Raw genomic sequence first — 22,525 nt, forward strand, 5'->3', positions numbered from 1 at the left:
GGCGTACCGGGCGGCTTTCTCGACAGCATGCGCCGCAGCGCACGCTGTATGAAGCAAATTAACGCTTCGAGAATTGTTTTGCGCGACGTGCTTTGCGCAGACCAACTTTTTTACGTTCAACTTCGCGCGCATCGCGAGTGACGAAGCCGGCACGTGCCAGGTCGCCCTTCAGAGCTGCATCGTAGTCGATCAGTGCGCGGGTGATGCCGTGACGCACAGCGCCTGCCTGGCCGGACTCGCCGCCGCCGTGCACGTTGACTTTGATGTCAAAACGCTCGACGTTGCCGGTCAGTTCCAGTGGTTGACGGATTACCATCAGGCCGGTTTCGCGGGAGAAGTACTCAGCCGCTGGCTTGCCGTTAACGATGATTTGGCCAGTGCCTGCCTTGATGAACACGCGAGCCACTGCACTCTTGCGACGGCCGGTGCCGTAGTTGTAGTTACCGATCATGTCAGTTCCTTAGATTTCGAGTGCTTTAGGTTGCTGAGCAGCGTGCGGGTGCGAACCCTCGGCGTACACTTTCAGCTTCTTGATCATTGCGTAGCCCAGTGGGCCTTTTGGCAGCATGCCTTTGACGGCTTTTTCCAGAGCGCGGCCTGGGAAACGCTGTTGCATTTTCAGGAAGTTCGTCTCGTAGATGCCACCTGGGTAGCCCGAGTGACGGTAGTAGGTCTTCTCGGTTGCTTTGGTACCGGTCACGCGCAGTTTGCCTGCGTTGATGATGACGATGAAGTCACCGGTGTCGACGTGAGGGGTGAACTCTGGCTTATGCTTGCCGCGCAGTCGGCGTGCCACTTCGCTGGCAACACGGCCGAGGACTTTGTCCGTCGCGTCAATCACGAACCAATCGCGCTGGACTTCATGGCCCTTAGCGGAAAAAGTTTTCATGTTATGACTTTCTGTGAAAGATAAAAACGCTCATCTGGTGGTTCCGCCCCGGTGTTGCAGCGGACGCATCCTTGTTGTTTACTTTCCCTGAGCGAATGGGAAAGCCGGCAATTATAGCCCGGCTTGCGCATTCCGGTCAATAGCTGTAGACGTTGACGACGTTGAAGGTGGTGTCCGGCACATACACATTGCCCTTGTGCGCGTAGATGAAGAACGGCATCCACACCCCGCCCGCCTCCGGGTATTTCTTGAACACCAGGTCGCCGGTCTTGTAGGTCAGCGTGTTCTCGCCGATCTTGAACACCTTCAGCGCGCGGTTCACCAGGTCGTTGACGATCAGGTTGTCGTCCCCGTCGATGCACAGGCTGGCCGGCAGGTAGAAGTTTTCATAATCTTTTTCCAGGTCGTCGCAGTAGCCGGCCCGGCCGTAGCTCCACAGGCTCTTGCCGTCGCGGTCGAACACGCGGATGCAGTTGTTGAACTGGTCGCACACGAACACGCGGTCCTGCGAGTCGACGTCCATGTCGCACGGGGTGAACGAGGCCAGCGGCTTGCCGCCCTCTTCCCACACGAAGTTCTTGACGAAGGTGACGATGCCGGTGGCCTGCAGCTGCCACTTGGAGATGCGGTTGTTGAGCGAATCGGCGATGTAGATTTCGCCGTGGCTGTTGACGGTGATGCCTTGCGGCGCCTTCAGCGTGCCCTCGCCGCCCACGCCTTGGCGGCCGAACGGCACGCCGTAGTTCAGCAGGTGCCCCTTGGGGCCGTACTGGTACATGGACACCGTGCACATGTTGAAGTTGGTGATGAAGATCAGCGGCGTGCCGGGGCAGACCTGGCCCAGCAGCGGCTGCGACGGGTAGTAGGCCGTCATGGCGATGTCGCCGGGCGTGAAGAAGCCGCGCACCATGTCCTTCAGCTGGGCGTAGGGATTGACGGCGGTGTTGTAGGTCTTCAGGCACCAGTTGCCGGAATCGATATTGTACGAGGCGGTGCCGACATGGGCCAGCGGGTCCAGGCCGGTGTGCTTGAGCATGTGGTCGTACCAGTACTGGTAGACGCCGGCCGTGGTCTTGGCCCAGCCGTCCCACCAGTTTTTGCTGGGTAGCACGCCGTCGCCCTTGCGGTTGGGGTCGACGCGGATCACCGAGGTCATGCAGTTGAACTGCGAGGTGGCCAGCGTGTTCGACGCATTGTCGCGCCGGTGGCCCACCGAGTCGAGCAGCACGGCCACGGTGGGCAGCTTGTCGTCGATGATGTTGATGCTCACGTGCAGCACCGTGGAGGCGAACGGCTCGCTGATGTAATAGGTGTTCTTTTCCTTGCCGGCGCAGATCTGGTAGGGGCCGACGAAGACGCGGTCTTCCAGCGCGCCGTAGATCAGGTCGTTATACGAATGCACCGGCTCGGGCTCGTGGTTCCACATGGGCAGCATGCCCATCACTTTTTCCTGCAGCTTGCCTTCCGGGGTGTAGACCATGATGGAGTTTTCCACCTGGCCGGGCACGAAGACGTAGTCGTCGATCACGCACACCGAGCGCATCACGTTGAACTTGCCGATGCCGGTGGGCAGGCCGAAACCGTGCAGCAAGGCGGTTTCCTTGGTGGCCTGCACGGTCTCGTTCTTGATGGGCCAGGCGGTGTCGATCTTCAGGATTTCGTAGTAGCCGGTGTTGGCCAGGTAGAGATTGCCCTTCGAGTCGCTGGCCAGGCCTTGCGGCCACAGCAGCTCGTGGGTGCTGTTCAAGTCTTTCACGGCGCGGAACTGCAGCACGAACTCGCCGTCCAGCGTGAATTTCACGCAGCGGCTGCGCACGTCGCCTTCGGTGTGGAAGAACTCGTCGGCCACGTAGATGTAGTGCTCGCCATCGGCTTCCTTCACCACCGTGATGCCGTTCGGGTCGGACAGCGGGACGAAGGCTGCGCCGTTGGTGTTGCCGGCCACGTTGCCGAAGGCGAACTGGAAGTCGGCGCTGTGCTCGTCGTATTCGAACGCCACCACGCGGCCGTTGCCCATGTCGGTGCAGTACATGATGTCGTCGGTGGGGTGCGGGCACAGGTGGAACGGCATCAGCAGGCGCTGGTCCAGGCCGGTGCTGGCCGGGTCGCCGTCGATCACGTGCAGCAGCGTTTCAAAATCGGCCGTGAACACCAGCACGCGGCTGTTGCCGGTATCGCACACCCACACGTGGTTGTAGTTGTCGCGCGCAACGCCGACCGGGGAGTTCATGGTGAAATCGCCCGGCAGCTCGCCGCTCTTGGTGCTGCCGGGCAGGGCCAGCTCGCCGTAGTGGCACAGGTGCTTGAAACTGGTCTCGGATGCAGTCGTTTGGCTCATGATTACCTACCTGTATGAAAGGGATGGACGCAAGGGTGACGCGAAGAACGGATGCGCATCAGTATGCGAGATTGCGTGGGCGGGGGCAACATTTATGTTGCAGTGCATTGCAGATGGATACCCACTGAAATCAAGCCCTGCGGCAGCAAAAGATGTCGCACTGCACCAATGCGCCGGCGGCGGCCTGAAGCGGCCCCGAAAGCGCGGCCGGCTTTGCTCCATTACAATGGTGGCAAAGTTTTTTTACGGAGAGATGAAATGGAATGCAAAGTCAGCTGGAACGGCCCGTCGGGCATGAGCTTTTTGGCCCAGACCGGCTCCGGCCACCTGGTGAACATGGACGGCGCGCCGGAAGGCGGCGGCCACAACCTGGCGCCGCGCCCGATGGAGATGGTGTTGCTGGGCACGGGCGGCTGCACCGCCTATGACGTGGTGCTGATCCTGAAACGCGGCCGGGAAGACGTGCGCGGCTGCGACGTGACCTTGAAGGCCGAGCGCGCCGACACCGATCCGAAAGTGTTCACCAAGATCCACTTCCATTTCACCGTCACCGGCAAGAATCTGAAGCAGACCACGGTGGAGCGCGCGGTGTCGCTGTCGCACGACAAATACTGCTCGGCGTCCATCATGCTGGCCAAGACGGCCGAGATCACGCACTCCTACGAGATCGTGGAAGCTTAAATGTAGTACGCGGTGCCGGTCATGAGCTTGCCCATGGCCGTCATCGCCAGCCGCGCCGGCAAGGGCGCGGCTTCCGCCCCCATCTTCTGCGCCGCTTCGCCGTGCGCCACCTCGTCCACCCGCATCTGCTCGACGATGGCGCGCGACTTGGCGTCCTGCGGCGGCAGCTTGTCCAGGTGGCTGGTCAGGTGCTTCTCCACCTGGCGCTCGGTTTCCACCACAAAGCCCAGGCTGCGCGCGTCGCCCAGCACGGCAGCCACGGTGCCCAGCGCGTAGGCGCCGGCGTAGAACAGCGGGTTGAGCACGCTGATCTGCGAGCCCAGCTCGCCCAGGCGCTGCGCGGTCCAGGCCAGGTGGTCCTCTTCCTCGCGCGAAGCGTGTTCAAACTGCGCGCGGATCTCGTCGCTGCGCGCGAAGCGGGCCTGCGAGTTGTACAGCGCCTGCGCCATCACTTCGCCCACGTGGTTCACGCGCATCAGGCCGGCGGCGTGGCGCTGCTCGGCTTCGGTCAGGGCCGCGTCCGCCGCGTGCGCGGCCGGGTTCGGGCGCGAGGCCGAGGCCACGCCGGCCATGACGCGCAGCGCCTTGTCGGCGCCGGCGATGAAACGGTCCAGGGGGGTGTGGAAATGGTTTGCTGCCATGATGTTCTGCTCAAACTGGTTCAGAAGACATCATTATAGGCCTTCCCGCTCCTCGCGCAGGATGCGCTGGCGCTCGATCCAGTCGGCCACCGGCCCGCGCACGTCGATGCCGGACAAATCCTTGGCCACGCCCAGGTTCAGACCCAGCAGGAAGGGAATGCTGTCCACCGGCACCGCGTCGCAGTGCTCGCCAAAGGAACGCAGGAAACGCGGCGAATCGACTACCTTGATCACCTTCTCGCCGCTCATATATTGCAGGATGCTGGTGATGCTGTGGCCCTTGCCGATGGCGTGGTAGATGAAGCGGTTGTATTCCTTGTCCAGCTTCTTGAAATCCAGGGTTTCCTTGGTCATCAGGCCGGACAGGTAGTGCAAGCCCAGCGCCACGCGGAAGAAGCCGGTGGCTTCGGACACGGTGGTGCCGCTGCGCGTGACGGCGAGGATTTTTTCCTTGGTGGCGGTATCGATCAGCTGGGTGTTTTTCATATGGTTCGACTATAGCAAGACAAAACGCTTTTGTACCTTGCACGCCGGAATTTTGGCATGCTACCCTTGCTCACCATCTTTACAACAGGATAACAAAATGCTCGAAGTTCAGGGCTTGGCCAAGCGCTTCCGTCTGCATGGGCACAAGGGACAGCCGGCGGCCACGCGCGACCCGCGCGGCCACGACGGCTGGTTCCACGCGGTGCGCGACGTCAGCTTCAGTTGCGCGCCCGGGGAGGTGCTGGGCCTGCTGGGCCCGAACGGCGCCGGCAAGACCACCACCTTGCGGCTGCTGTCGACCGCGCTGACGGCGGACGCCGGCAAGGCCGTGGTGAACGGCGTGGACCTGCTGCAGAACCCGCTGCTGGCGCGCCAGCAGATCGGTTTCCTGTCCGGCTCCACCGGCTTGTACGGGCGCCTGACGGCGCGCGAGAACGTCGAGTACTTCGGCCGCCTGCACGGCATGGAAGGCGCCCACCTGAAGCGCCGCTGCGACGAGCTGTTCGAGCTGCTGCAGATGCAGGACTACGGCAGCAAGCGCGCCGACCACCTGTCCACCGGCATGAAGCAGAAATGCGCCATCGCCCGCACCGTGGTGCACAACCCGCAGATCGTCATCCTGGACGAGCCGACCACCGGGCTGGACGTGATGTCGTCCAAGATCCTGCTGGACTTCATCGCCAGCTACAAGGCGCTGCGCATCCCGCTGGTGTTCTCCACCCACCACCTGCACGAGGTGGAAAAGCTGTGCGACCGGGTGTGCATCATCAACCACGGCAAGACCGCCTTCAACGGCACCATCGACCAGCTGCGCCACCTGGGCGGCAGCGCCGACCTGTACGACGCCTTCATCGACGTCATCAACCGCGAAGGCTGAGCCATGTGGACCATTTATCTGAAAGAAATCCTGGAGCTGGCGCGCGACCGCAAGACCTTCATCTTCACCGTGCTGATCCCGGTGCTGGCCATGCCGCTGATACTGGGCGGCTTCAGCTACCTGTCCACCAATATGTTCAACAAGGCGCGCACCGCCGAGCTGACCTACGCGGTGTTCGGCAAGGAACACGCGCCCGGCCTGAGCCGGCGTTTCACCGCCGAGCGCGGCTTCCGCGAAGTGGCGCTGGCCACGCCGGACGAGGTGCGCAAGGCCATCGACCAGGACGTGATCAAGTTCGCCCTGGTGATCCCGCCGGACTTCCAGCGCCAGCTGGACGGCAAGCAGCAGGCCAGCGTGGTGCTGCATTACAACAGCGCCGTCATGGTGGACGTGATCCGCAAGCGCGTCTCGGCCGAGCTCGATGCGCACAACGCCGAGCTGCGCGAGCAGGAACTGTCGGCGCTCAACCTGAGCAAAAGCCAGCTGCGCTTCGCGCTCAACCCGGTGACGCTGGAGGAACGCTCCACGGCCGGCAAGCGCGAGAAAATGGGCGCCATACTGGGCGGCATCCTGCCCTATCTGCTGCTGATGGGCTGCCTGATGGCCGCCATGTACCCGGCCATCGACCTGGGCGCCGGCGAGAAGGAGCGCGGCACGCTGGAAACGCTGCTGCTGGCGCCGGTGCCGCGCAGCGCCATCGTGCTGGCCAAGTTCCTGGTGCTGTTCACCATCGGCCTGACCTCGTCGGTGCTGATGGTGGTGAGCATGAGCATGCTGCTGTTCTTCTTCGGCGCCACCGCCTCGCCCGACCTGGCCGCCATGGTGCGCGCGATCGGCGTGCTGGACATGGCCATGCTGGCGCTGATGCTGGCGCCCACCGCCGCCATCTTCGCCTCGGTGCTGCTGTCGCTGTCGATCTACGCCAAAAGCTACAAGGAGGCGGCCGGCCTGATCTCGCCGCTGATGCTGCTGTCGCTGCTGCCGGTGATGGTGGCCCTGCTGCCCGGCGTGGAACTGAACTGGTTCTGGGCCATGGTGCCGCTGACCAATGTGTCGCTGGCCATGAAGGAACTGGTCAAGGGCACCATGGATTACCGCATGTTCGCGGTGATCCTGGTGTCCACCACCATCACGGCCGGCGCGCTGCTGGCCCTGTGCCGCTGGTGGTTCAGCCGCGAACAGGTGCTGTTCCGCAACTGACAGGCTCCCATTCCCCGCTTTGGGCGCTCTGGAACCCCGATTTTGCCGACTGTCGCAATGAAGCCACCGCTCAGCCGCAATTTCAATACAATGCCAACATTGAATAGTGGTACGTCCTGTTGCAGTGCAGCAGGACACGATAGGAGTCAGCATGGAATTACGCATCCGCAACTTGTCCAAGACTTACGCCAACGGGGTGGTGGCGCTGGACAATATTTCGCTCACGATACCGGCCGGGATGTTCGGCTTGCTGGGCCCGAACGGCGCCGGCAAGTCGACCCTGATGCGGACGCTGGCGACGCTGCAGGAATGCGATTCGGGCTCGGTGTTCCTGGGCGAACTGGACGTGCTGGACGAAAAGGACGAGATCCGCCGCCTGCTGGGCTACCTGCCGCAGGACTTCGGCGTCTACCCCAAAGTGTCGGCCTACGAAATGCTGGACCACTTCGCGGTGCTGAAGGGCTTGTCGAACCGGGCCCGCCGGCGCGAAGTGGTGGACGGCCTGCTGCAGCAGACCAACCTGTTCGAAGTGCGGCACCAGAAGCTGGGCACCTATTCCGGCGGCATGCGCCAGCGCTTCGGCATCGCCCAGGCGCTGCTGGGCGACCCGAAACTGATCATCGTCGACGAACCCACCGCCGGCCTGGACCCGCAGGAACGGGTGCGCTTCCACAACCTGCTGTCGGACATCGGCGAGGACCGCACGGTGATCCTGTCGACCCACATCGTCAGCGACGTGGCCGACCTGTGCGCCAACATGGCCATCATCAACAAGGGCCACTTGCTGCTCACCGGCCAGACCCAGCAGCTGATCGACGACATCAGCTGCAAGATCTGGGCGCGCTTCGTGGACAAGAAAGACCTGCAGCAGTTCCAGACCCGCCACGCCGTCATCTCCACCCGCCTGCTGTCCGGCCGCACGCTGATCCACGTCTACAGCGACGACGATCCGGGCGACGGTTTCGAGGAAGCCATCGGCGACCTGGAAGACCTCTACTTTGCCACCATCGCCGGCCGCCACAACGCGGCCGATCGCTGCGATTAAGGTGGCCACCATGTTCGCCATCGCCCTGTTCGAGGCGCGCCAGCGCCTGAAAATGCTGTCCACCTGGGTTTATTTCGGCATGTTCCTGCTGCTGGCCATGCTGTGGATGGCGGCCGCCGGCGGCGTGTTCAAGGAAGCCGTGGTGACCTTCGGCGGCCGCGTGTTCATCAATGCGCCGCGCTCCATCCTGTTCACCGCCAGCTTCCTCGGCTGCCTGGGCGTGATCGTGGTGGCCGCCATGATGGGCCGCTCGGTGCAGCAGGACTTCGAATACGACATGCACCACTTCTTCTTCAGCGCGCCGATCCGCAAGTACCAGTACATGCTGGGCCGCTTCATCGGCGCCTACCTGACCTTGGCGGTGGTGTTCTCGTCCATCCTGCTGGGCGCCTGGCTGGGCACCTTCATCCCCGGAGTCGATCCCGAGCGCCTGGGCGACCCGCCGCTGGCCGCCTGGCTGATCCCCTACTTCGCCACGCTGCTGCCCAACCTGTTCATCTTCGGCGCCATCTTCTTCGTGCTGGCCGCGCTGACGCGGCGCATGCTGCCGGTGTACATCTCCAGCGTGGTCATGCTGATCGGCTACATCGTCGCGCCCGGCCTGGCGCGCGACCTGGACTACAAGACCCTGGCCGCGCTGATCGACCCGTTCGGCACCGCCGCCGCCATCAACCTCACCGAGTACTGGCCGATCGCCGAGCGCAACACGCGCCTGGTGCTGCCGGAAGGCGTGTACCTGCTGAACCGCGTGATCTGGACCTCGTTCTCGCTGGTGGTGCTGCTGCTGGGCTACTGGCGCTTCCGCTTCGTCAGTAGCATCGACAGCGGCAAGGCCGACGCGCGCGGCGACGCCGAACCGGCGCTGCGCATCAGCCACTCGGCCAGCCACACGCACGAGGCGCCGGACTTCCAGTCGCGCAGCCTGGGCCTGCTGCTGGCCAAGATGAGCTGGCTGAACCTGCGCGAAACCGTGAAGAACGTGTACTTCCTGGTGATCGTGCTGGCCGGCGTGCTGACCATGTTCGCCGGCGCGCTGGACATGGGCTCCATGTTCGGCACCAAGACCTATCCCATCACCTACATGGTGCTGGAGATGGTGTCGGACACCTTCGCGCTGTTCATGCTGGTGATCACCACCTTCTACGCGGGCGAGCTGGTGTGGCGCGAGCGCGAGAACCGCATGGCGCAGATGCTGGACGCGCTGCCGGTGCCGAGCTGGCTGCCGCTGCTGTCCAAGCTGTTCGCCCTGATCGGCCTGCAGGCGCTGCTGATGCTGGTGGTGATGCTGTGCGGCATGACGATCCAGGTCTTCAACGGCTACTTCCAGTTCGAACCGGGCCTGTACTTCCAGCACCTGTTCACCATCCAGCTGCCGCAATACGCGCTGGTGGCCGTGCTGGCGATTGCCGCGCAGGTGGTGCTGAACCACAAATACATGGCCCACTTCGCCATGATCGTCTACTTCGTGGCCAGCATCACGCTGCCGTCGCTGGGCATCGAGCACCCGCTGCTGGTGTACGGCACCTCGCCCAGCTTTGTCTATTCGGCCATGAACGGCTACGGCCACTACCTGGTGCGCGAGCGCTGGTTCGAGCTGTACTGGGGCGGCGCGGCGCTGATCCTGGTGGTGCTGTCGCTGCTGTTCTGGGCGCGCGGCAACAACGACGAGTGGCGCCAGCGCATCTCGCTGGCGCGCCACGCGCTGACCATGCCGGTGCTGGCCACGCTGGCCCTGGGCGTGAGCATCGTGCTGGGCGCCGGCGGCGTGCTGTTCTACAACCTGCATATCGCCAACTGCTACAAATCGTCCTACCAGCAACTGGCCGAGCGCGCCGACTACGAGCGCAAGTACAAGCCGCTGGCCGCGCTGGCGCAGCCGCGCATCACGGACGTGCAGCTGGGCGTGGCCATCGAGCCGGAGCGGCGCCGCCTGAAGGTGAAGGGCCGCTACATGCTCGAGAACAAGGGCGCGCAGCCGATCACCGACATCTACATCACGCAGGACACCACGGCCGACATGCAGCCGCTGCGCTTCGGCCAGGTGGCGCACCTGAAAATGAAGGACGAGGACCTGGGCGTGTACCGCTACAGCCTGTCCACCCCGCTGGCGCCGGGCGCGCGCATGCCGCTGGAGTTCGAGCTGGACTATGCGCCCAAGGGCATCTTCGGCCTGGGCCAGGACACGCCGGTGGTGGCCAACGGCACCTTCTTCAACAACACCAAGCTGCCGCACATCGGCTACCAGCGCCAGGCCGAGCTGACCGACCCGCGCGACCGCAAACGCCACGGCCTGCCGGCGCAGGAACGCGCGCTGCCGCGCGACGATCCGAAAGGCCTGGCCAACAACTACCTCGGCAATGACGCCGACTGGGTGATCTTCGACGCCACCGTCAGCACCAGCGCCGACCAGATCGCCGTGGCGCCCGGCAGCCTGGAAAAGGAATGGAAAGCCAACGGCCGGCGCTACTTCCACTACAAGATGGACAAGCCGATCCTGAACTTCTACGCTTTCCAGTCGGCCCGCTACGCGGTCAAGCACGACTGGTGGCAGGACGTGGGCATCGAGATCTACTACCATCCCGGCCACGAGTACAACCTGGACCGCATGGCCAAGGGCGTGAAGGATGCGCTGGAGTACTACACGAAAAATTTCAGCGCCTACCAGCACAAGGTGGTGCGCATCGTCGAGTTCCCGCGCTACGCCGGCTTTGCGCAGTCGTTCCCGAACACCATCCCGTACTCGGAGAGCGTGGGCTTCATCGCCAAGGTGGACGACAAGAATCCGAAGGACATCGACTATCCGTTCTACGTCACGGCCCACGAAGTGGCGCACCAGTGGTGGGCGCACCAGCTGGTGGGCGGCGACACGCGCGGCGCCACCGTGCTGAGCGAAACGCTGTCCGAATACTCGGCGCTGATGGTGATGAAAAAGCAGTTCGGCCCGGACAAGATGCGCCGCTTCCTGCGCTACGACCTGAACCACTACCTGATGGGCCGCGCGCTGGAGAACAAGAAGGAGCTGCCGCTGGCCGACAACGAGAACCAGCCCTACATCCACTACCGCAAGGGCAGCCTAGCCATGTACCAGCTGCAGGACATCCTGGGCGAGGACAAGGTGAACGCCGTGCTGAAGGGCCTGCTGGCGCAGCACGCCTTCCACACGCCGCCCTATCCGAGCGTGACGGTGCTGGTGGACGCGCTGCGCAGGATCGCGCCGCCCGAGCAGGCCTACCTGATCGACGACCTGTTCAATTCCATCGTGCTGCACGACAACCGTGCGCTGAGCGCGACCGCGCGCAAGCGGCAGGACGGCAAGTACGAGGTGACCCTGAAAGTGCACGCCAGCAAGCTGCGCGCCGACGAGCTGGGCGCCGAGAAGGAGGTGGCGATCCGCGACCTGATCGACCTGGGCGTGGACGACAAGGACGGCAACAGCCTGCTGCGCGAACGCAAGCTGATTTCGCAGAAGGAAGGCGTGTATACGCTGGTGGTGAACGGCCGGCCGGCCAAAGCCGGCATCGATCCGGACAACAAGCTGATCGACCGCAAGCCCGACGACAATATGATCGCCGTCGAGCAGTGATGCTTAGTTCAGCAACTTATTTCAGTAGAATCGCCTTGCGGTAAGGCGCGATGGGCGGTTTGGGGAATTGCACGGCGGCGTAATTCTGGCGGAAGCAGGCCGCCTTGCTGTTCTCCACGTCCGTGACGGTATTGGTGACTTTGCCGTTCGCGTCCAGCAGCAGCATGATGGTGACCGGATACTTGGACTTGCCATGGCAATTGCCGCGCTCGTCGAACTTTTGCGCGTTGTTGTAGGCGATGGATTCGTCCTCGTACTTGCTGACCTTGGCGTTCGGGAACTGGGCGTTGAATTTCGCCATCTCGGACGTGAACTCGGGGTTCTTCGGCGACGGCGCCTCGTCCTGGGCGGCGGTGTTGGAGGTCTGCGTGGTCTGGCAAGCGGACAGCAGCAGCGCGGCGCACAGCGCGCTCAATTTCAAGCAGGTATTTCGCATAATTTCTCCCAAAGCATGTAGTTGTTGCCACACTCTACACACTTCGGGAATTTTGCAGCGCACGCTGCAGAGTTACGGGTCAGGCGCGCAGGCGCAAGGCTTGCTGGCTGGCTGCGCGCCGGGGCGCCGGGGCGGCGGCCGAAGTATGCAGGGTCAGCGCCGGCGCATGGCTGTAGCCTTCGGACAACTTGAACACGCTCACCACGTCCGCCAGCGATTCAGCCTGCTCCTGCAGCGCGCTAGCGGCGGCGGCGGCTTCTTCCACCAAGGCCGCGTTCTGCTGCGTCACGTGGTCCATCTGGATCATGGCTTCGTTCACCTGCTCGATGCCGGCGCTCTGCTCCATGCTGGCGGTGGTGATTTCGCCCATGATGTCGGTCACGCGCTTGATGCTGTCGACCACTTCGCTCATGGTCATGCCGGCCTGTTCGACCAACTGGCTGCCGGCGTTGACCTTGCCGACCGAGTCGTCGATCAGGGTCTTGATTTCCTTGGCGGCGGCGGCGCTGCGGTGCGCCAGGTTGCGCACTTCGGTGGCCACCACGGCAAAGCCGCGGCCCTGCTCGCCGGCCCGCGCCGCTTCCACCGCCGCGTTCAGCGCCAGGATGTTGGTCTGGAAGGCGATGCCGTCGATGACGCTGATGATGTCCACGATCTTGCGCGACGACGCGTTGATCGATTCCATCGTCTCCACCACCTGCCCCACCACTTCGCCGCCGCGCTCGGCGACGTGCGACGCGGCCTCGGCCAGCTGGTTGGCCTGGCGCGCGTTGTCGGCGTTCTGCTTCACGGTCGAGGTCAGCTCCTCCATCGACGAAGCGGTCTCTTCCAGGCTGCCGGCCTGCTGCTCGGTGCGCGCCGACAAGTCCTGGTTGCCGGCGGCGATCTGGCCGGACGCGGTGGCGATCTGGTCGGTGCCGGCGCGCACTTCACCGACGACGCGGGCCAAGCCGTCGTTCATGGTTTTCAGTGCTTGCAGCAGGCGGCCGGTTTCGTCGTTGCTGTCGACCACGATGTCGCTGCGCAGGTCGTTGGAGGCGACGGCGCAGGCGATTTCCACCGCGCGGCACAGCGGCTGGGTGATGCCGCGCGTCAAGCGCCAGGCGCAAAGGCCGCCCAGCGCCACCACCACGGCGGCGAACGCCAGCATGAAGCGGCGGTTGGCCTGGTAGCTGGCGTCGATGTTCGCCGCGTTGGCGTCGATGCTCTGGCGCTGCATCACCAGCAGGCCGTTCAGCGCGTCCAGGTAAGCCTTGCCGTCCGGGATGAAACGCTGCTCCAGCAGCGCGGCGGCTTCCTCGAATTTGTCTTCTTTCTTCAGCGCCACGATGCCGTCGCGCGAGGAAATATAGCGCTTGCGCGCCGCCACCATGTCGGCGAACAGCTTCTTTTCCTCATCGCTTTGCAGCAGCGGCTCCACCTTTTTCTGCAGCTCGTTCACTTCGCTGGTGGAAGCGGCGGCGTCGGCCGCGAAGAACGGTCCCAGGCTGGCGTCGCTGGACTTGGAAATGGCGGTGGTGCGGCGCACGCTGGTGTGGATCAGGCGATACCAGTCGGAAATCATGCGCTCCTTGGCCAGCGGCTGCTGCATCATTTCGCTGGTCGCCTCAGCGACCGACTGCATGTGGCTCAAGCCTATCCAGGTCATCAGCATAGTGAGCAGCAACACGAGTCCGAAGCCGCCGGCAAGACGGGTGCCAATTTTCAGGTTTTTCATTTTTTCTCTCAAAAGCTATGTATGGGACACAGGCGGATGAACCGCGCCCCGGCTGAGAACTGGTGCCAGTGCGTCCATGGGAAAATGATTGCTACGATGAGACAGCGTGCGGCTTGCTTGGAAAGCGGCACTTGGTATTGACTGAACAGCTAGGGAAGGCGGAGAGTCTAACACGAAGTTAAAAAAAATTCCTCGTGGAAACTACGTAGATTTACGCATAAGCCTCGAACGCGCCCAGCACGGCGCCGTCGAAACTGGCGCTGGCGGCCACGCCGGCAAGGTTGGGTCGGGTCTTGAGGATGTCGCCCCAATAGGACGACAGGATGGACGGCGCGCTTTGCAGCAGGCCGGAGCCGGTGTAGAGGCCGGAGCTGAGGGTGCTGGCGACAAGGCTGTCGGCGATCAGCTGGTCTTGCTGCTGCTGGGCCTGCCCCTGGGTCGGGCTGCCGGGCGGCGGCACCGCCACGGGATCAGGCAGCGAACCGGCCTGCAGGATCGAGTTCAGCAAGCCGGACGCGGTATAGATCTGCACCGTCGGGCTGTTGCCGCCCAGCGAAGCCACCACGCTGGATTGCGTCGACAGGCTCACCGCGATCGACGGCAGCACAGCCCCCTCCGTTCCAGTCTCCTCCACGACTGGCGGCTGGTACAGGGGATAACTACGCGGCAATGTTAACGCGGGGATCATATCTTCACTATAGCAATCTCTACAGTCAAGGCAAGGAGCACAAGACAGTCGTCGCGCTGGCCGCCGCCCCCTGCCATCAGAGCACTCGGGCAAATTTGACCTGCCTCAAATTTTTTTAGGTATCGACCTTCTACAATTCCCCCTATGCCTCTCACTTCCAAGCCTGTCCTCATGGGTTAAGGCCGATCTTCTCAAGGAGCAGCGATGACAGTGTTTCGTATGCTCGCCGCGCTTGCCGCCCTTGGCGCCAGTTGCACGGCGCTCGCCGACACCGATTGCACCGATCCCATCGCGGCGTGGAAACCGCGTGAAGTGTTGCGCCGGCAAGTCGAACTGGGCGGGTGGACTGTCCACCGCATCAAGGTCGATGACGGTTGTTACGAAGTGCGCGGCACCGACCGGCTGGGCAATAAAGTGAAGGCCAAGTACGGGCCAGCAACGCTGCGCATCCGCAACCTGGAGGTCGAATTCGGACCGCAGGGCGACGCGTCCGACTATCTGCGCCCGGCGCGGCCAGCCGCTGAACCGGACAGGCTGGCCAGCCCGCTTATTCAAGGAAACAAGCGATGAAACATCTTCTTACCGGCGCCTGCCTCGCGGGCTCATTGGCGCTCCCCGCAATGGTACAAGCACGCCCCGTCGTGCTCACCACGCAACTGCAAAATTACGGCGGCAGCGGCGCCTACCTCGCGTTCTACGTCACCGACGCGGCGGGCAATTATAAGAAGACCTTATGGGTTGCCGGGAAGAAGTCGAAATACTATAAACACATGAGTGCCTGGGCGCGCGGCAGCGGGTTCGACGCGCGTGCCTACGACGGCATCAGCGGTGCCAGCGCGGGCAGCGGCACATCGCTGAAGGTCACGGTCGAACTGGCGGATGCGCTGATCGATGCCGGTTATGAAATCCGCATCGACAGCGCGGTGGAGGATGGACGCGACCACCCGGCCGAGGTGCGTGTCCCGCTGACCAAGGCAGGCGCAGGCAAGCCGGTCCCGGGGCGCGGCTACATAAAGGCATTCAGTTACGATATGTAAGGGTTTGCATGCTGCGTCAGCTACACTCCGTCCCGGGCCTGTTGTGCGGCTTGCTGGTGATACTGCTGGGGTTGACTGGCGCTGTGTTGTCGCTCGATCCGGCCTTGGACCGGCTGGGCACCACGGTGCCGCGCGGCGTCAGCGTAGCCGAGATCGCCGGGCGCGTCGCGCGCCAGTACCCGGGCGTCGAGCAGATCCAGCGCACGCCGTCCGGATCATTGATCGTCTACTACAGCACCGATGCCGGCGCCAGCGTGGTCCGCGTCGATCCCAGCGGCGCCGCGACTCCCTATGCGCCGTCGGCGCTGTTTCGCTGGGTCAAGCAACTGCACCGCACGCTACTACTGGACACGCCTGGCCGCGTCGCGGCCGGACTGACGGCGCTGGCCCTGCTGGGGCTGTGCGTTTCCGGAATAGTATTGCTCATCAGGCGCAGCGGCGGCTGGCGCCGGATCGGCGCGCCGCTGCATGGCAACTGGAGCCAGCGCTGGCATGCCGAGCTGGGGCGGCTGGCGGTCGCCGGCCTGCTGTTGTCGGCGCTGACCGGCGGGTACATGTCGGCGGCAACCTTCGGCCTGGTCGCCGACGGCATGCAGAGCGAACCCGATTTCCCTGCCACCACCTCCGGCGGGCCGCCGACGGCGCCCGCCGGACTCGCCGCGCTCAAACTGGCAGACCTGGCCGACTTGCGCGAACTGGTGTTTCCCATCCCCGGCGACCCCGCCGCAGTGTACACCTTGCGAACGGTGCAGGGCGACGGCTATGTCGACCAGTCCACCGGCGCCCTGCTGACCTACCGCCCCCACAGCGTGGTGCGCGAAGGGTATGAGCTGGTGTACCGGCTGCACACCGGCGAAGGCCTGTGGTGGCTGGGCCTGCTGCTTGGCGCATGCGCGTTAGCCGCGCCCTGGCTGGCCGTCACCGGCGCGGCCGTGTGGTGGCGGCGCCGCAGCGCCATGCCGCGTATCCGCGGCAACTGCAACGCGCAGTTGGCGGACACGGTGATCCTGGTCGGCAGCGAGAACAACAGCACCTGGGGCTTTGCCCAGGCATTGCACGGCGCCTTGCGCGCCCATGGGCGCCAGGTCCATACCGCAGCGATGAACCAGTTGTCGGCGCGCTATCGCTCCGCGCGCAACCTGATGCTGCTGACGGCGACCTATGGCGACGGCGATGCGCCGGCCACCGCCAATCGCTTCCTTGCGCAGCTGGAGCGCTTGCCGGCCAATCCAGCGCTCGGATTTTGCGTCCTCGGCTTCGGCGATCGGCAGTTTCCGAAGTTCTGCCAGTTCGCCAGGGACGTGGACGCGGCCATGAGCAGACATGGATGGCGGCGCGCGCTGGAGCTGGCAACGGTCGACCGCCAGTCGCCGCAGGAATTCATGCGCTGGGGCAGCAGCGTCGGCGCCATGCTGGGCCTCGAGCTCAAGCTCGACTACGCGCCCCGTCACCCGCCCACCTTTGTTTTGCGCCTGGCGGAGCGCATCGACTACGGCGTGCAGGAACCGCAACCAACGGCGGTGCTGCGCTTTGACGCCAGCCCGGTCCGGCATACCGGTAGCTGGCCTAGGCGGCTGCTGCGGCGGCGGTTGCCGCATTTCGAGGCAGGCGACCTGGTGGGGGTGATCGCGCCGGGCAGTCCGGTGCCACGGTTCTACTCGTTGGCCAGTGGCGCGCGCGATGGTGTGCTCGAGATCTGCGTGCGGCGCCAGCCCGGCGGACTGTGCTCCGGCTATTTGCATGGCCTGCGGCCGGGCGCGCGCATCGACGCGTTTATTCTGCCGAATCCGCAATTCCGGCCGGCATCCGGCAAGGCTCCCGTGATACTGGTGGGTGCCGGCACGGGGATTGGACCGCTTGCCGGCTTCATCCGCAACAACAGCGGCAAGCACCCGATGTACCTGTACTGGGGCGGCCGCGATCCCGAATCGGACTTCCTGTATGAACCTGAACTGCGCAACTACCTCGCGGACCGCCGCCTCACGCAGCTGCACGCAGCCTTCTCGCGCGTGAAGGATGGGACACGGGTGCAGAACCGGCTCATCGACGATGCCGAGCACCTGCGCAACCTGATCGCCGATGGCGGCCAGGTGCTGGTCTGCGGCAGCCGTGCGATGGCCGAGAGCGTTCGGCAAGCCCTGAACCAAGTGCTGGCTCCCCTTCATCTGGATGTCCCGTCACTCAAGAGAGAGGGAAGATACCGTGAAGACGTCTTTTGAATCGCCGGCGCCGGTCCTGCAGCGCCACAGCCTCAACGGCGCGACCATGGGAACGCGCTACACCGCCGTCTTCTACGCCGCGCCAGCAACCGATGCCAGCGCTATCGGCACCAGCCTGTTCGCCGCGGTGGACGAAGTCGACCGGCAAATGTCGAGCTGGAACCCCGCCTCCGATCTCTGCCGTGTCAACGCCGCGCCCGAACAACGCTGGATCAGCATACCGGACGAACTGACCGAAGTGCTCGAAACCGGCATGCAGGTGGGACTGGCATCGGGGGGCGCCTTCGACATCGGCCTGGGGGCGCTGGTCGACGCGTGGGGGTTTGGCCCAGCGCCCCAGCGGGTGGCCGCGCTGCCGCCCGCGCCCAGCGGCGCGCTGGCCGGCGCCGCCGGCCTGGAGCTCGACCGTGAAGGAAGGCGGGTACGCAAACGCACGCCGGTTTGCCTCGACCTGTCGGGCATAGCAAAAGGTTATGGCGTTGATCGGCTTGCACAATGCCTCGAGCAATGGGGTATCGCCAATTACCTGGTCGGTATCGACGGGGAAATGCGGGCGCGCGGGTGCAAGCCCGGTGGCCAGGCCTGGACAGTTGCGATAGAAAAACCCACATACGGTGTGCGCGAGGTGGCCGGAACCATGGAGCTGGCGGACACGGCGATCGCCACGTCCGGGGATTATCGGCGATGGGTAGACGTCGGGGGCCGGCGCTGCTCGCATACGATGGACCCGGCCACGCAACAACCGGTGGCAAGCAACCTTGCCGGCGTGACGGTGCTGGCGCCGACCTGCATGTTGGCCGACGCGTGGGCAACGGCGTTGATGGTGTTGGGCTTGCATGCCGGCGCCAGGATTAGCCGTGAGCTGGGCATGGACGCCCTGTTCACGTTGCGCGACCGCGGCACGCTGCGGGAAATCTGGATCCCCGCGACCGGAGGCGGGGCCGGCGGGGAACCGGCGCCGAACCGGATGTGAGCAGGTTGCCGATATTTCGCAGCCCGAGCGGCCTCGAGCGCGTCAAGCGCCGTCCGCGCCGCCCGCCAGCCTGGACAACGCCGCGATACCGACCGGCGCCTCGGGCAGCCAGGGCAGCGCAAAAATCCTGCGCGCCAGTTGCTGTTCCACGCGCGCGATCTGCGCCGCTTCGCCAGCCAGGCGCGCAGCCAACAGCGGATCGCGGGTGCCGCTGGCCAGGATGCTTTTGTTGATCACCCATGCGTAGGGTTCGATCCCGGCCCGGCGCAGGTCTTGCTGCAGCGCCGCCGCCTGCGATACCGGCGTCGCTTCGGGCAGCGTGACGAGGATGATACGGGTGTAATCAGGGTCCTGCAGCCGCATCAGGGGCGTGACAAAGCGGGCGCCGGCACGCTGTTCGAATTCGCGCGCCATCTGGCGGTGGTAGGCGCCGGTGGCGTCCATCAGCAGCATCGAATGCCCGGTGGGCGCGGTGTCCAGTACCACGAAGGCGCTGCGGGCCTCGCTCACCACGCGGGAAAACGCATGGAAAACGGCGACCTCCTCGGTGCAGGGCGAGCGCAGGTCTTCCAGCATCAGGGCCCGTTCCTGCGGGTCCAGGCCGGCGCCCTTGGTAGCCATGACCTTGTCGATGTAGTGCCGGGTTTCGACGGCGGGATCGATGCGGTCGACCCGCAATCCCTCGACCGCGCCGTCCAGCGTGGCGGCCAGATGCGATGCGGGGTCGGTGGTACTCAGATGCACCGTTTTTCCACGCGCGACCAGCCCCAGCGCCAGGGCCGCGGCGATGGTGGTCTTGCCGACGCCGCCCTTGCCCATCACCATGATGAGGCCGCATTCCGCGTCTGCCAGCGTGTCGGCCAGCACGTCCAGGCCGGGGGCGGTCTGCATGCAAGGCAGCGCCGGGGGGGCAGCGGGCACGGCGTCGCTGCCATCGAGCAGCGCGCGCAGGGCGGGCAGGCCGATGGTGTCGAAGCGACGCAGCGGCACACGGTCCTGCGGCAGGGCGCGCAGCGCAGGCGGCATCGCATCGATCGCCTGCCGGCCCAGCGCTTCGAGCGCCATGGCGACGGCGTCGTGGCGCTCGGTCGCGTGGAATACGCCGTTGACGACCAGCCGCTGGTTCTGCAGCGCCAAGGCGGTGAGCTCTCTGGAGGTGCGCGCAGCTTCCGACATGGCGCCCTGGTCCGGGCGAGCGACGAGCACAACTGTTGTGCGGCTCGCATCCGACAAGGCGGCCAGCGCGGCCTGGAAGCGCTGCTCCTGCATCTTCAGCCCGGAGTGCGGCCCCAGGCAAGATGCGCCGCGATCGTTGCCGTTCAAGAAGCCGGTCCAAGCCTTCGGCAGGCTCAGCAGGCGCAGCGTGTGGCCAGTGGGCGCCGTGTCGAAGATGACGTGGTCATAGCCGTTCCCGGCATTCGCCAGCAGCGATGAGAATTCATCGAAGGAGGCGATTTCGGTGGTGCAGGCGCCGGACAACTGCTCCCTGACGGTGGCGACCTCGCTGGCGGCGGCCGGCCCCATTTGTTGCAGCACCCGCTGGCGGTAGGCCTCGGCTGCGGCTTCGGGATCGATGTTCAGTACCGCCAGGCCGGGCGCGCCGGGAACCGGCGTGGCCTGGTTGGACAGCGCAACGCCCAGCATTTCATCGAGATTCGAGGCGGCATCTGTACTAACCAGCAAAACGCGTTTCCCGAGGTCAGCCAGATGCAGCGCCACCGCGGCCGAGAGCGAGGTCTTGCCGACGCCCCCTTTACCGGTGAAAAAGATATGGCGGGTGGGATGGTCCAGCAAAGCCAGCGGGGCGGGGTTCATTGGCATCGTTGCCCCATCATGTCCGCCGGAGGGCGCGCTGTCTCGGAACCGCCCGGCGTGTTGCCGGGGGCTATGCTGCGGACACCGGGCCCGGCCTGTTCGCCCTGCATCTTGCGGTGCATCTCGCACATCGATTGCTTGTCCATCTTCCCCGTGCCGCCTGCCGGGCCGGCTGTGTGGGCAGAGCTTTCCACCCCGCCTTGGTGTTGATGCCGGCTATGCCGCCCCTGATCTGGCACAGCGCAAGCGGCCAGTGCGAGGGCAATAGCCGTGGCGGCGGCCGCCGAAGCGCAATTTTGCATGGATTGCATGATGGTTCTCCCCGAATGATCGCCCGGCGGCGGTGCAGACGCGGCCGGGGATGGGGACCATTCTGCGGCGGGGAACGCTGAATGTGAATGATCTAAGTCAAAGTTCCCCGAATGACGCATCACCCGCAGCGAGCACTGTACGCCCAGCAGGAGCTGGGACTATTATTGCAGGCATGAAAACACTCATCAGATTACAATGGCTCCTCGGCGCGACGGCGGCGCTGACAGGACTCTCAGCCACTGCCGGTCCGACCTTCGGCACCCACGGCATGGCGCTGTTCGGCGGCAAGGACGGCTTGTACGCCTCGCACCTGCCCATGTTCCATGCGCCGCACGATTACCAGGTGGTGCTGCAAGTGCGCGTGGCGGACGCCAAGCTGGATGCGGCGCTGAAAGGCCGGCTGGACGGCAACACGGCACTGTGGACCGTGGACCCGGAAAAGTTCGAGCTGAACCGCCTGGCGCCCGACGCCGCCGAGCCGCTGCGCCAGTTCAAGGCCGATCTGGTGCTGGGCCATTTCGAGCAGGGCGGCAAGACGCAATACAGCGCGGCAACATTGGTGGTCGAGAAAGTTTTGCTGTACCGGCAGCTCTCGCCAGCCTTAAAAACGATCCCTACAGCAACTTATGTGCAAATCGGCAACGGAAAACAGCGATACCTGATCAAGGAGATCGACAGCCGCCCTGATTTCGATCATATTGTTTCGTACCATGCAGCATCGCAGGCGCCTTACGCCCCGGTCACCATCGCCAAGAACGGCATGGCCGAACCGGACGCCAAGGCGCTGGCCGCCGCGCTGCAGGCTGCTCCGTCCGCACTCCGCGGCACGGTCTACTTCTATACCGAAGACTTGCGGTGATGACAGTTCCTGCGATCTATCAAGGCTTGTGGCGACGCACCGGTATCTGGCGCAGCAATGGCACCAGCGACCTGAGCACGCAAGTCTGGTGGTTCCAGTCTGCAAGTTTCCACATCGATTTACGCATCCCCATCGACCGTCCTTCCATGGCCAGCCGCGCCCAGCTGGCCAAGCTCGCGCCCGCTCAGCTGGCCCGCTTCAGCGCGCAGACCGGCTTTGCCGGCAAGACCGTGGTGGCGGGCGAGCGCTGCGAGTGGCGGCCCGAGATCGCCTTCCCTGCCCTGAGCGCCGATCTGGACGCGGGCTGGATGCGCTTCGACGGCGAGGACGCGGTCCACGAAACCGGCATCGACAACAGCTACGAGGAAGACTGGGTGCGCATGGCCTCGGCCCCGATGCGCGGCGTGCGGCTGGAAGCCACGGGCTCGGCGGGCGGCGCATCGATTGCCTACCTGATCATCGGCGAGCGCTGGATGGCCTGGGCCTGCGGCAGCCCCGGCGACGCTTATTCCCCCGCCGCACCGGATGCGGGGTCCTGGGGCGAGTTCACCGTGCTGCACAAGGGCGGCGGCTGGCGCATCGCCGGGTCCAACCACGCCTGGCAGGAAGGCCTGGAAATCCCCGACGCGGACGCCCTGGCAACGCAGCAGTTCGCACTGGCGGACATCACCACCCTGCCCTTCGCACCTGGCCATTGGCGCGTTACGGCGCTGGCGTAGCTTTGCATCG

Annotated in this window: 20 protein-coding genes; 11 read left to right on the forward strand and 9 right to left on the reverse strand. The window is 64.7% G+C overall.

Annotated features, from left to right (window positions below):
• Positions 1–58: 58 nt before the first annotated feature.
• The 3 genes from rpsI to AC56DV_RS26545 all read right to left on the reverse strand — a co-directional run bounded on the left by rpsI (position 59) and on the right by AC56DV_RS26545 (position 3,227).
• Complete coding sequence (rpsI, locus tag AC56DV_RS26535) at positions 59–451, reverse strand: 30S ribosomal protein S9 (protein ID WP_056398368.1); 393 nt, start codon at positions 449–451, stop codon at positions 59–61.
• A gap of 9 nt (positions 452–460) precedes the next feature.
• Positions 461–889, reverse strand: a complete 429-nt coding sequence (gene rplM, locus AC56DV_RS26540; protein ID WP_056398365.1) for a 50S ribosomal protein L13 — start codon at positions 887–889, stop codon at positions 461–463.
• Positions 890–1,025: 136 nt separating this feature from the next.
• Positions 1,026–3,227 carry an NHL repeat-containing protein gene (locus AC56DV_RS26545; RefSeq protein ID WP_496317200.1) on the reverse strand — a complete coding sequence of 734 codons (2,202 nt, stop codon included), beginning with the start codon at positions 3,225–3,227 and terminating at the stop codon, positions 1,026–1,028.
• Positions 3,228–3,485: 258 nt separating this feature from the next.
• Here AC56DV_RS26545 and AC56DV_RS26550 point away from each other — a divergent pair, with 258 nt between their 5' ends.
• Complete coding sequence (locus AC56DV_RS26550; protein WP_496317201.1) at positions 3,486–3,908, forward strand: OsmC family protein; 423 nt, start codon at positions 3,486–3,488, stop codon at positions 3,906–3,908.
• Here AC56DV_RS26550 and coq7 read toward each other — a convergent pair.
• Complete coding sequence (coq7, locus tag AC56DV_RS26555) at positions 3,905–4,549, reverse strand: 2-polyprenyl-3-methyl-6-methoxy-1,4-benzoquinone monooxygenase (RefSeq protein ID WP_496317202.1); 645 nt, start codon at positions 4,547–4,549, stop codon at positions 3,905–3,907. The genes AC56DV_RS26550 and coq7 overlap by 4 nt on opposite strands.
• Before the next feature lie 33 nt (positions 4,550–4,582).
• On the reverse strand, positions 4,583–5,035 hold the full coding sequence (locus tag AC56DV_RS26560; protein ID WP_496317203.1) for a hypothetical protein: 453 nt from the start codon (positions 5,033–5,035) through the stop codon (positions 4,583–4,585).
• Between the two features lie 97 nt (positions 5,036–5,132).
• On the opposite strand from AC56DV_RS26560, the gene AC56DV_RS26565 reads away from it, so the two are divergent.
• The 4 genes from AC56DV_RS26565 to AC56DV_RS26580 all read left to right on the forward strand — a co-directional run bounded on the left by AC56DV_RS26565 (position 5,133) and on the right by AC56DV_RS26580 (position 11,740).
• On the forward strand, positions 5,133–5,912 hold the full coding sequence (locus AC56DV_RS26565) for an ABC transporter ATP-binding protein (protein ID WP_496317204.1): 780 nt from the start codon (positions 5,133–5,135) through the stop codon (positions 5,910–5,912).
• A gap of 3 nt (positions 5,913–5,915) precedes the next feature.
• Positions 5,916–7,112, forward strand: coding sequence for an ABC transporter permease (locus tag AC56DV_RS26570; RefSeq protein WP_496317205.1), 1,197 nt, complete (start codon positions 5,916–5,918; stop codon positions 7,110–7,112).
• A gap of 151 nt (positions 7,113–7,263) precedes the next feature.
• On the forward strand, positions 7,264–8,157 hold the full coding sequence (locus AC56DV_RS26575; RefSeq protein ID WP_496317206.1) for an ABC transporter ATP-binding protein: 894 nt from the start codon (positions 7,264–7,266) through the stop codon (positions 8,155–8,157).
• A gap of 10 nt (positions 8,158–8,167) precedes the next feature.
• Entirely contained in the window at positions 8,168–11,740 is a 3,573-nt protein-coding gene (locus AC56DV_RS26580; RefSeq protein WP_496317207.1) for an ABC transporter permease/M1 family aminopeptidase, read from the forward strand.
• 16 nt (positions 11,741–11,756) lie between these two features.
• Here AC56DV_RS26580 and AC56DV_RS26585 read toward each other — a convergent pair whose 3' ends face one another.
• The 3 genes from AC56DV_RS26585 to AC56DV_RS26595 all read right to left on the reverse strand — a co-directional run bounded on the left by AC56DV_RS26585 (position 11,757) and on the right by AC56DV_RS26595 (position 14,500).
• Positions 11,757–12,176, reverse strand: coding sequence for a hypothetical protein (locus tag AC56DV_RS26585; protein WP_496317208.1), 420 nt, complete (start codon positions 12,174–12,176; stop codon positions 11,757–11,759).
• A 79-nt stretch (positions 12,177–12,255) separates the two neighbouring features.
• Entirely contained in the window at positions 12,256–13,893 is a 1,638-nt protein-coding gene (locus tag AC56DV_RS26590) for a methyl-accepting chemotaxis protein (protein ID WP_496317209.1), read from the reverse strand.
• A gap of 211 nt (positions 13,894–14,104) precedes the next feature.
• A complete protein-coding gene (locus AC56DV_RS26595) occupies positions 14,105–14,500 on the reverse strand; it encodes a hypothetical protein (RefSeq protein ID WP_496317210.1) in 396 nt (131 codons plus the stop codon).
• 285 nt (positions 14,501–14,785) lie between these two features.
• Here AC56DV_RS26595 and AC56DV_RS26600 point away from each other — a divergent pair, with 285 nt between their 5' ends.
• The 4 genes from AC56DV_RS26600 to AC56DV_RS26615 are packed head-to-tail and all read left to right on the forward strand — an operon-like array spanning position 14,786 to position 18,810.
• Positions 14,786–15,151 (forward strand): PepSY domain-containing protein, encoded by a 366-nt coding sequence (locus AC56DV_RS26600; RefSeq protein ID WP_496317211.1) that lies wholly within the window; start codon positions 14,786–14,788, stop codon positions 15,149–15,151.
• Positions 15,148–15,618 (forward strand): DUF2271 domain-containing protein, encoded by a 471-nt coding sequence (locus AC56DV_RS26605; RefSeq protein WP_496317212.1) that lies wholly within the window; start codon positions 15,148–15,150, stop codon positions 15,616–15,618. Before AC56DV_RS26600 ends, AC56DV_RS26605 begins: the two co-directional genes overlap by 4 nt.
• 8 nt (positions 15,619–15,626) lie before the next feature.
• The gene (locus AC56DV_RS26610; RefSeq protein ID WP_496317213.1) at positions 15,627–17,837 is read left to right on the forward strand and encodes a PepSY domain-containing protein; all 2,211 of its coding nucleotides are present in this window, start codon (positions 15,627–15,629) and stop codon (positions 17,835–17,837) included.
• Positions 17,821–18,810, forward strand: coding sequence for an FAD:protein FMN transferase (locus tag AC56DV_RS26615; RefSeq protein WP_496317214.1), 990 nt, complete (start codon positions 17,821–17,823; stop codon positions 18,808–18,810). Before AC56DV_RS26610 ends, AC56DV_RS26615 begins: the two co-directional genes overlap by 17 nt.
• Positions 18,811–18,852: 42 nt before the next feature.
• Here AC56DV_RS26615 and arsA read toward each other — a convergent pair whose 3' ends face one another.
• Positions 18,853–20,625 carry an arsenical pump-driving ATPase gene (gene arsA / locus AC56DV_RS26620; RefSeq protein WP_496317215.1) on the reverse strand — a complete coding sequence of 591 codons (1,773 nt, stop codon included), beginning with the start codon at positions 20,623–20,625 and terminating at the stop codon, positions 18,853–18,855.
• Positions 20,626–21,109: 484 nt separating this feature from the next.
• On the opposite strand from arsA, the gene AC56DV_RS26625 reads away from it, so the two are divergent.
• Together AC56DV_RS26625 and AC56DV_RS26630 are read left to right on the forward strand one after the other, a co-directional pair.
• The gene (locus tag AC56DV_RS26625) at positions 21,110–21,796 is read left to right on the forward strand and encodes a hypothetical protein (protein ID WP_496317216.1); all 687 of its coding nucleotides are present in this window, start codon (positions 21,110–21,112) and stop codon (positions 21,794–21,796) included.
• Positions 21,796–22,515: a hypothetical protein gene (locus AC56DV_RS26630; protein ID WP_496317291.1), complete on the forward strand. Its 720-nt coding sequence runs from the start codon at positions 21,796–21,798 to the stop codon at positions 22,513–22,515. Before AC56DV_RS26625 ends, AC56DV_RS26630 begins: the two co-directional genes overlap by 1 nt.
• Positions 22,516–22,525: the final 10 nt, after the last annotated feature.

Source organism: Massilia sp. BGA-UO-ETr-WB1, from assembly GCF_059567845.1.

What these genes read in the sequence shown, in the direction of transcription:
- rpsI (WP_056398368.1), bottom strand. Translation starts at nt 451, where the DNA reads ATGATCGGTAACTACAACTACGGCACCGGCCGTCGCAAGAGTGCAGTG.
- rplM (WP_056398365.1), bottom strand. Translation starts at nt 889, where the DNA reads ATGAAAACTTTTTCCGCTAAGGGCCATGAAGTCCAGCGCGATTGGTTC.
- AC56DV_RS26545 (WP_496317200.1), bottom strand. Translation starts at nt 3,227, where the DNA reads ATGAGCCAAACGACTGCATCCGAGACCAGTTTCAAGCACCTGTGCCAC.
- AC56DV_RS26550 (WP_496317201.1), top strand. Translation starts at nt 3,486, where the DNA reads ATGGAATGCAAAGTCAGCTGGAACGGCCCGTCGGGCATGAGCTTTTTG.
- coq7 (WP_496317202.1), bottom strand. Translation starts at nt 4,549, where the DNA reads ATGGCAGCAAACCATTTCCACACCCCCCTGGACCGTTTCATCGCCGGC.
- AC56DV_RS26560 (WP_496317203.1), bottom strand. Translation starts at nt 5,035, where the DNA reads ATGAAAAACACCCAGCTGATCGATACCGCCACCAAGGAAAAAATCCTC.
- AC56DV_RS26565 (WP_496317204.1), top strand. Translation starts at nt 5,133, where the DNA reads ATGCTCGAAGTTCAGGGCTTGGCCAAGCGCTTCCGTCTGCATGGGCAC.
- AC56DV_RS26570 (WP_496317205.1), top strand. Translation starts at nt 5,916, where the DNA reads ATGTGGACCATTTATCTGAAAGAAATCCTGGAGCTGGCGCGCGACCGC.
- AC56DV_RS26575 (WP_496317206.1), top strand. Translation starts at nt 7,264, where the DNA reads ATGGAATTACGCATCCGCAACTTGTCCAAGACTTACGCCAACGGGGTG.
- AC56DV_RS26580 (WP_496317207.1), top strand. Translation starts at nt 8,168, where the DNA reads ATGTTCGCCATCGCCCTGTTCGAGGCGCGCCAGCGCCTGAAAATGCTG.
- AC56DV_RS26585 (WP_496317208.1), bottom strand. Translation starts at nt 12,176, where the DNA reads ATGCGAAATACCTGCTTGAAATTGAGCGCGCTGTGCGCCGCGCTGCTG.
- AC56DV_RS26590 (WP_496317209.1), bottom strand. Translation starts at nt 13,893, where the DNA reads ATGAAAAACCTGAAAATTGGCACCCGTCTTGCCGGCGGCTTCGGACTC.
- AC56DV_RS26600 (WP_496317211.1), top strand. Translation starts at nt 14,786, where the DNA reads ATGACAGTGTTTCGTATGCTCGCCGCGCTTGCCGCCCTTGGCGCCAGT.
- AC56DV_RS26605 (WP_496317212.1), top strand. Translation starts at nt 15,148, where the DNA reads ATGAAACATCTTCTTACCGGCGCCTGCCTCGCGGGCTCATTGGCGCTC.
- AC56DV_RS26610 (WP_496317213.1), top strand. Translation starts at nt 15,627, where the DNA reads ATGCTGCGTCAGCTACACTCCGTCCCGGGCCTGTTGTGCGGCTTGCTG.
- arsA (WP_496317215.1), bottom strand. Translation starts at nt 20,625, where the DNA reads ATGAACCCCGCCCCGCTGGCTTTGCTGGACCATCCCACCCGCCATATC.
- AC56DV_RS26625 (WP_496317216.1), top strand. Translation starts at nt 21,110, where the DNA reads ATGAAAACACTCATCAGATTACAATGGCTCCTCGGCGCGACGGCGGCG.
- AC56DV_RS26630 (WP_496317291.1), top strand. Translation starts at nt 21,796, where the DNA reads ATGACAGTTCCTGCGATCTATCAAGGCTTGTGGCGACGCACCGGTATC.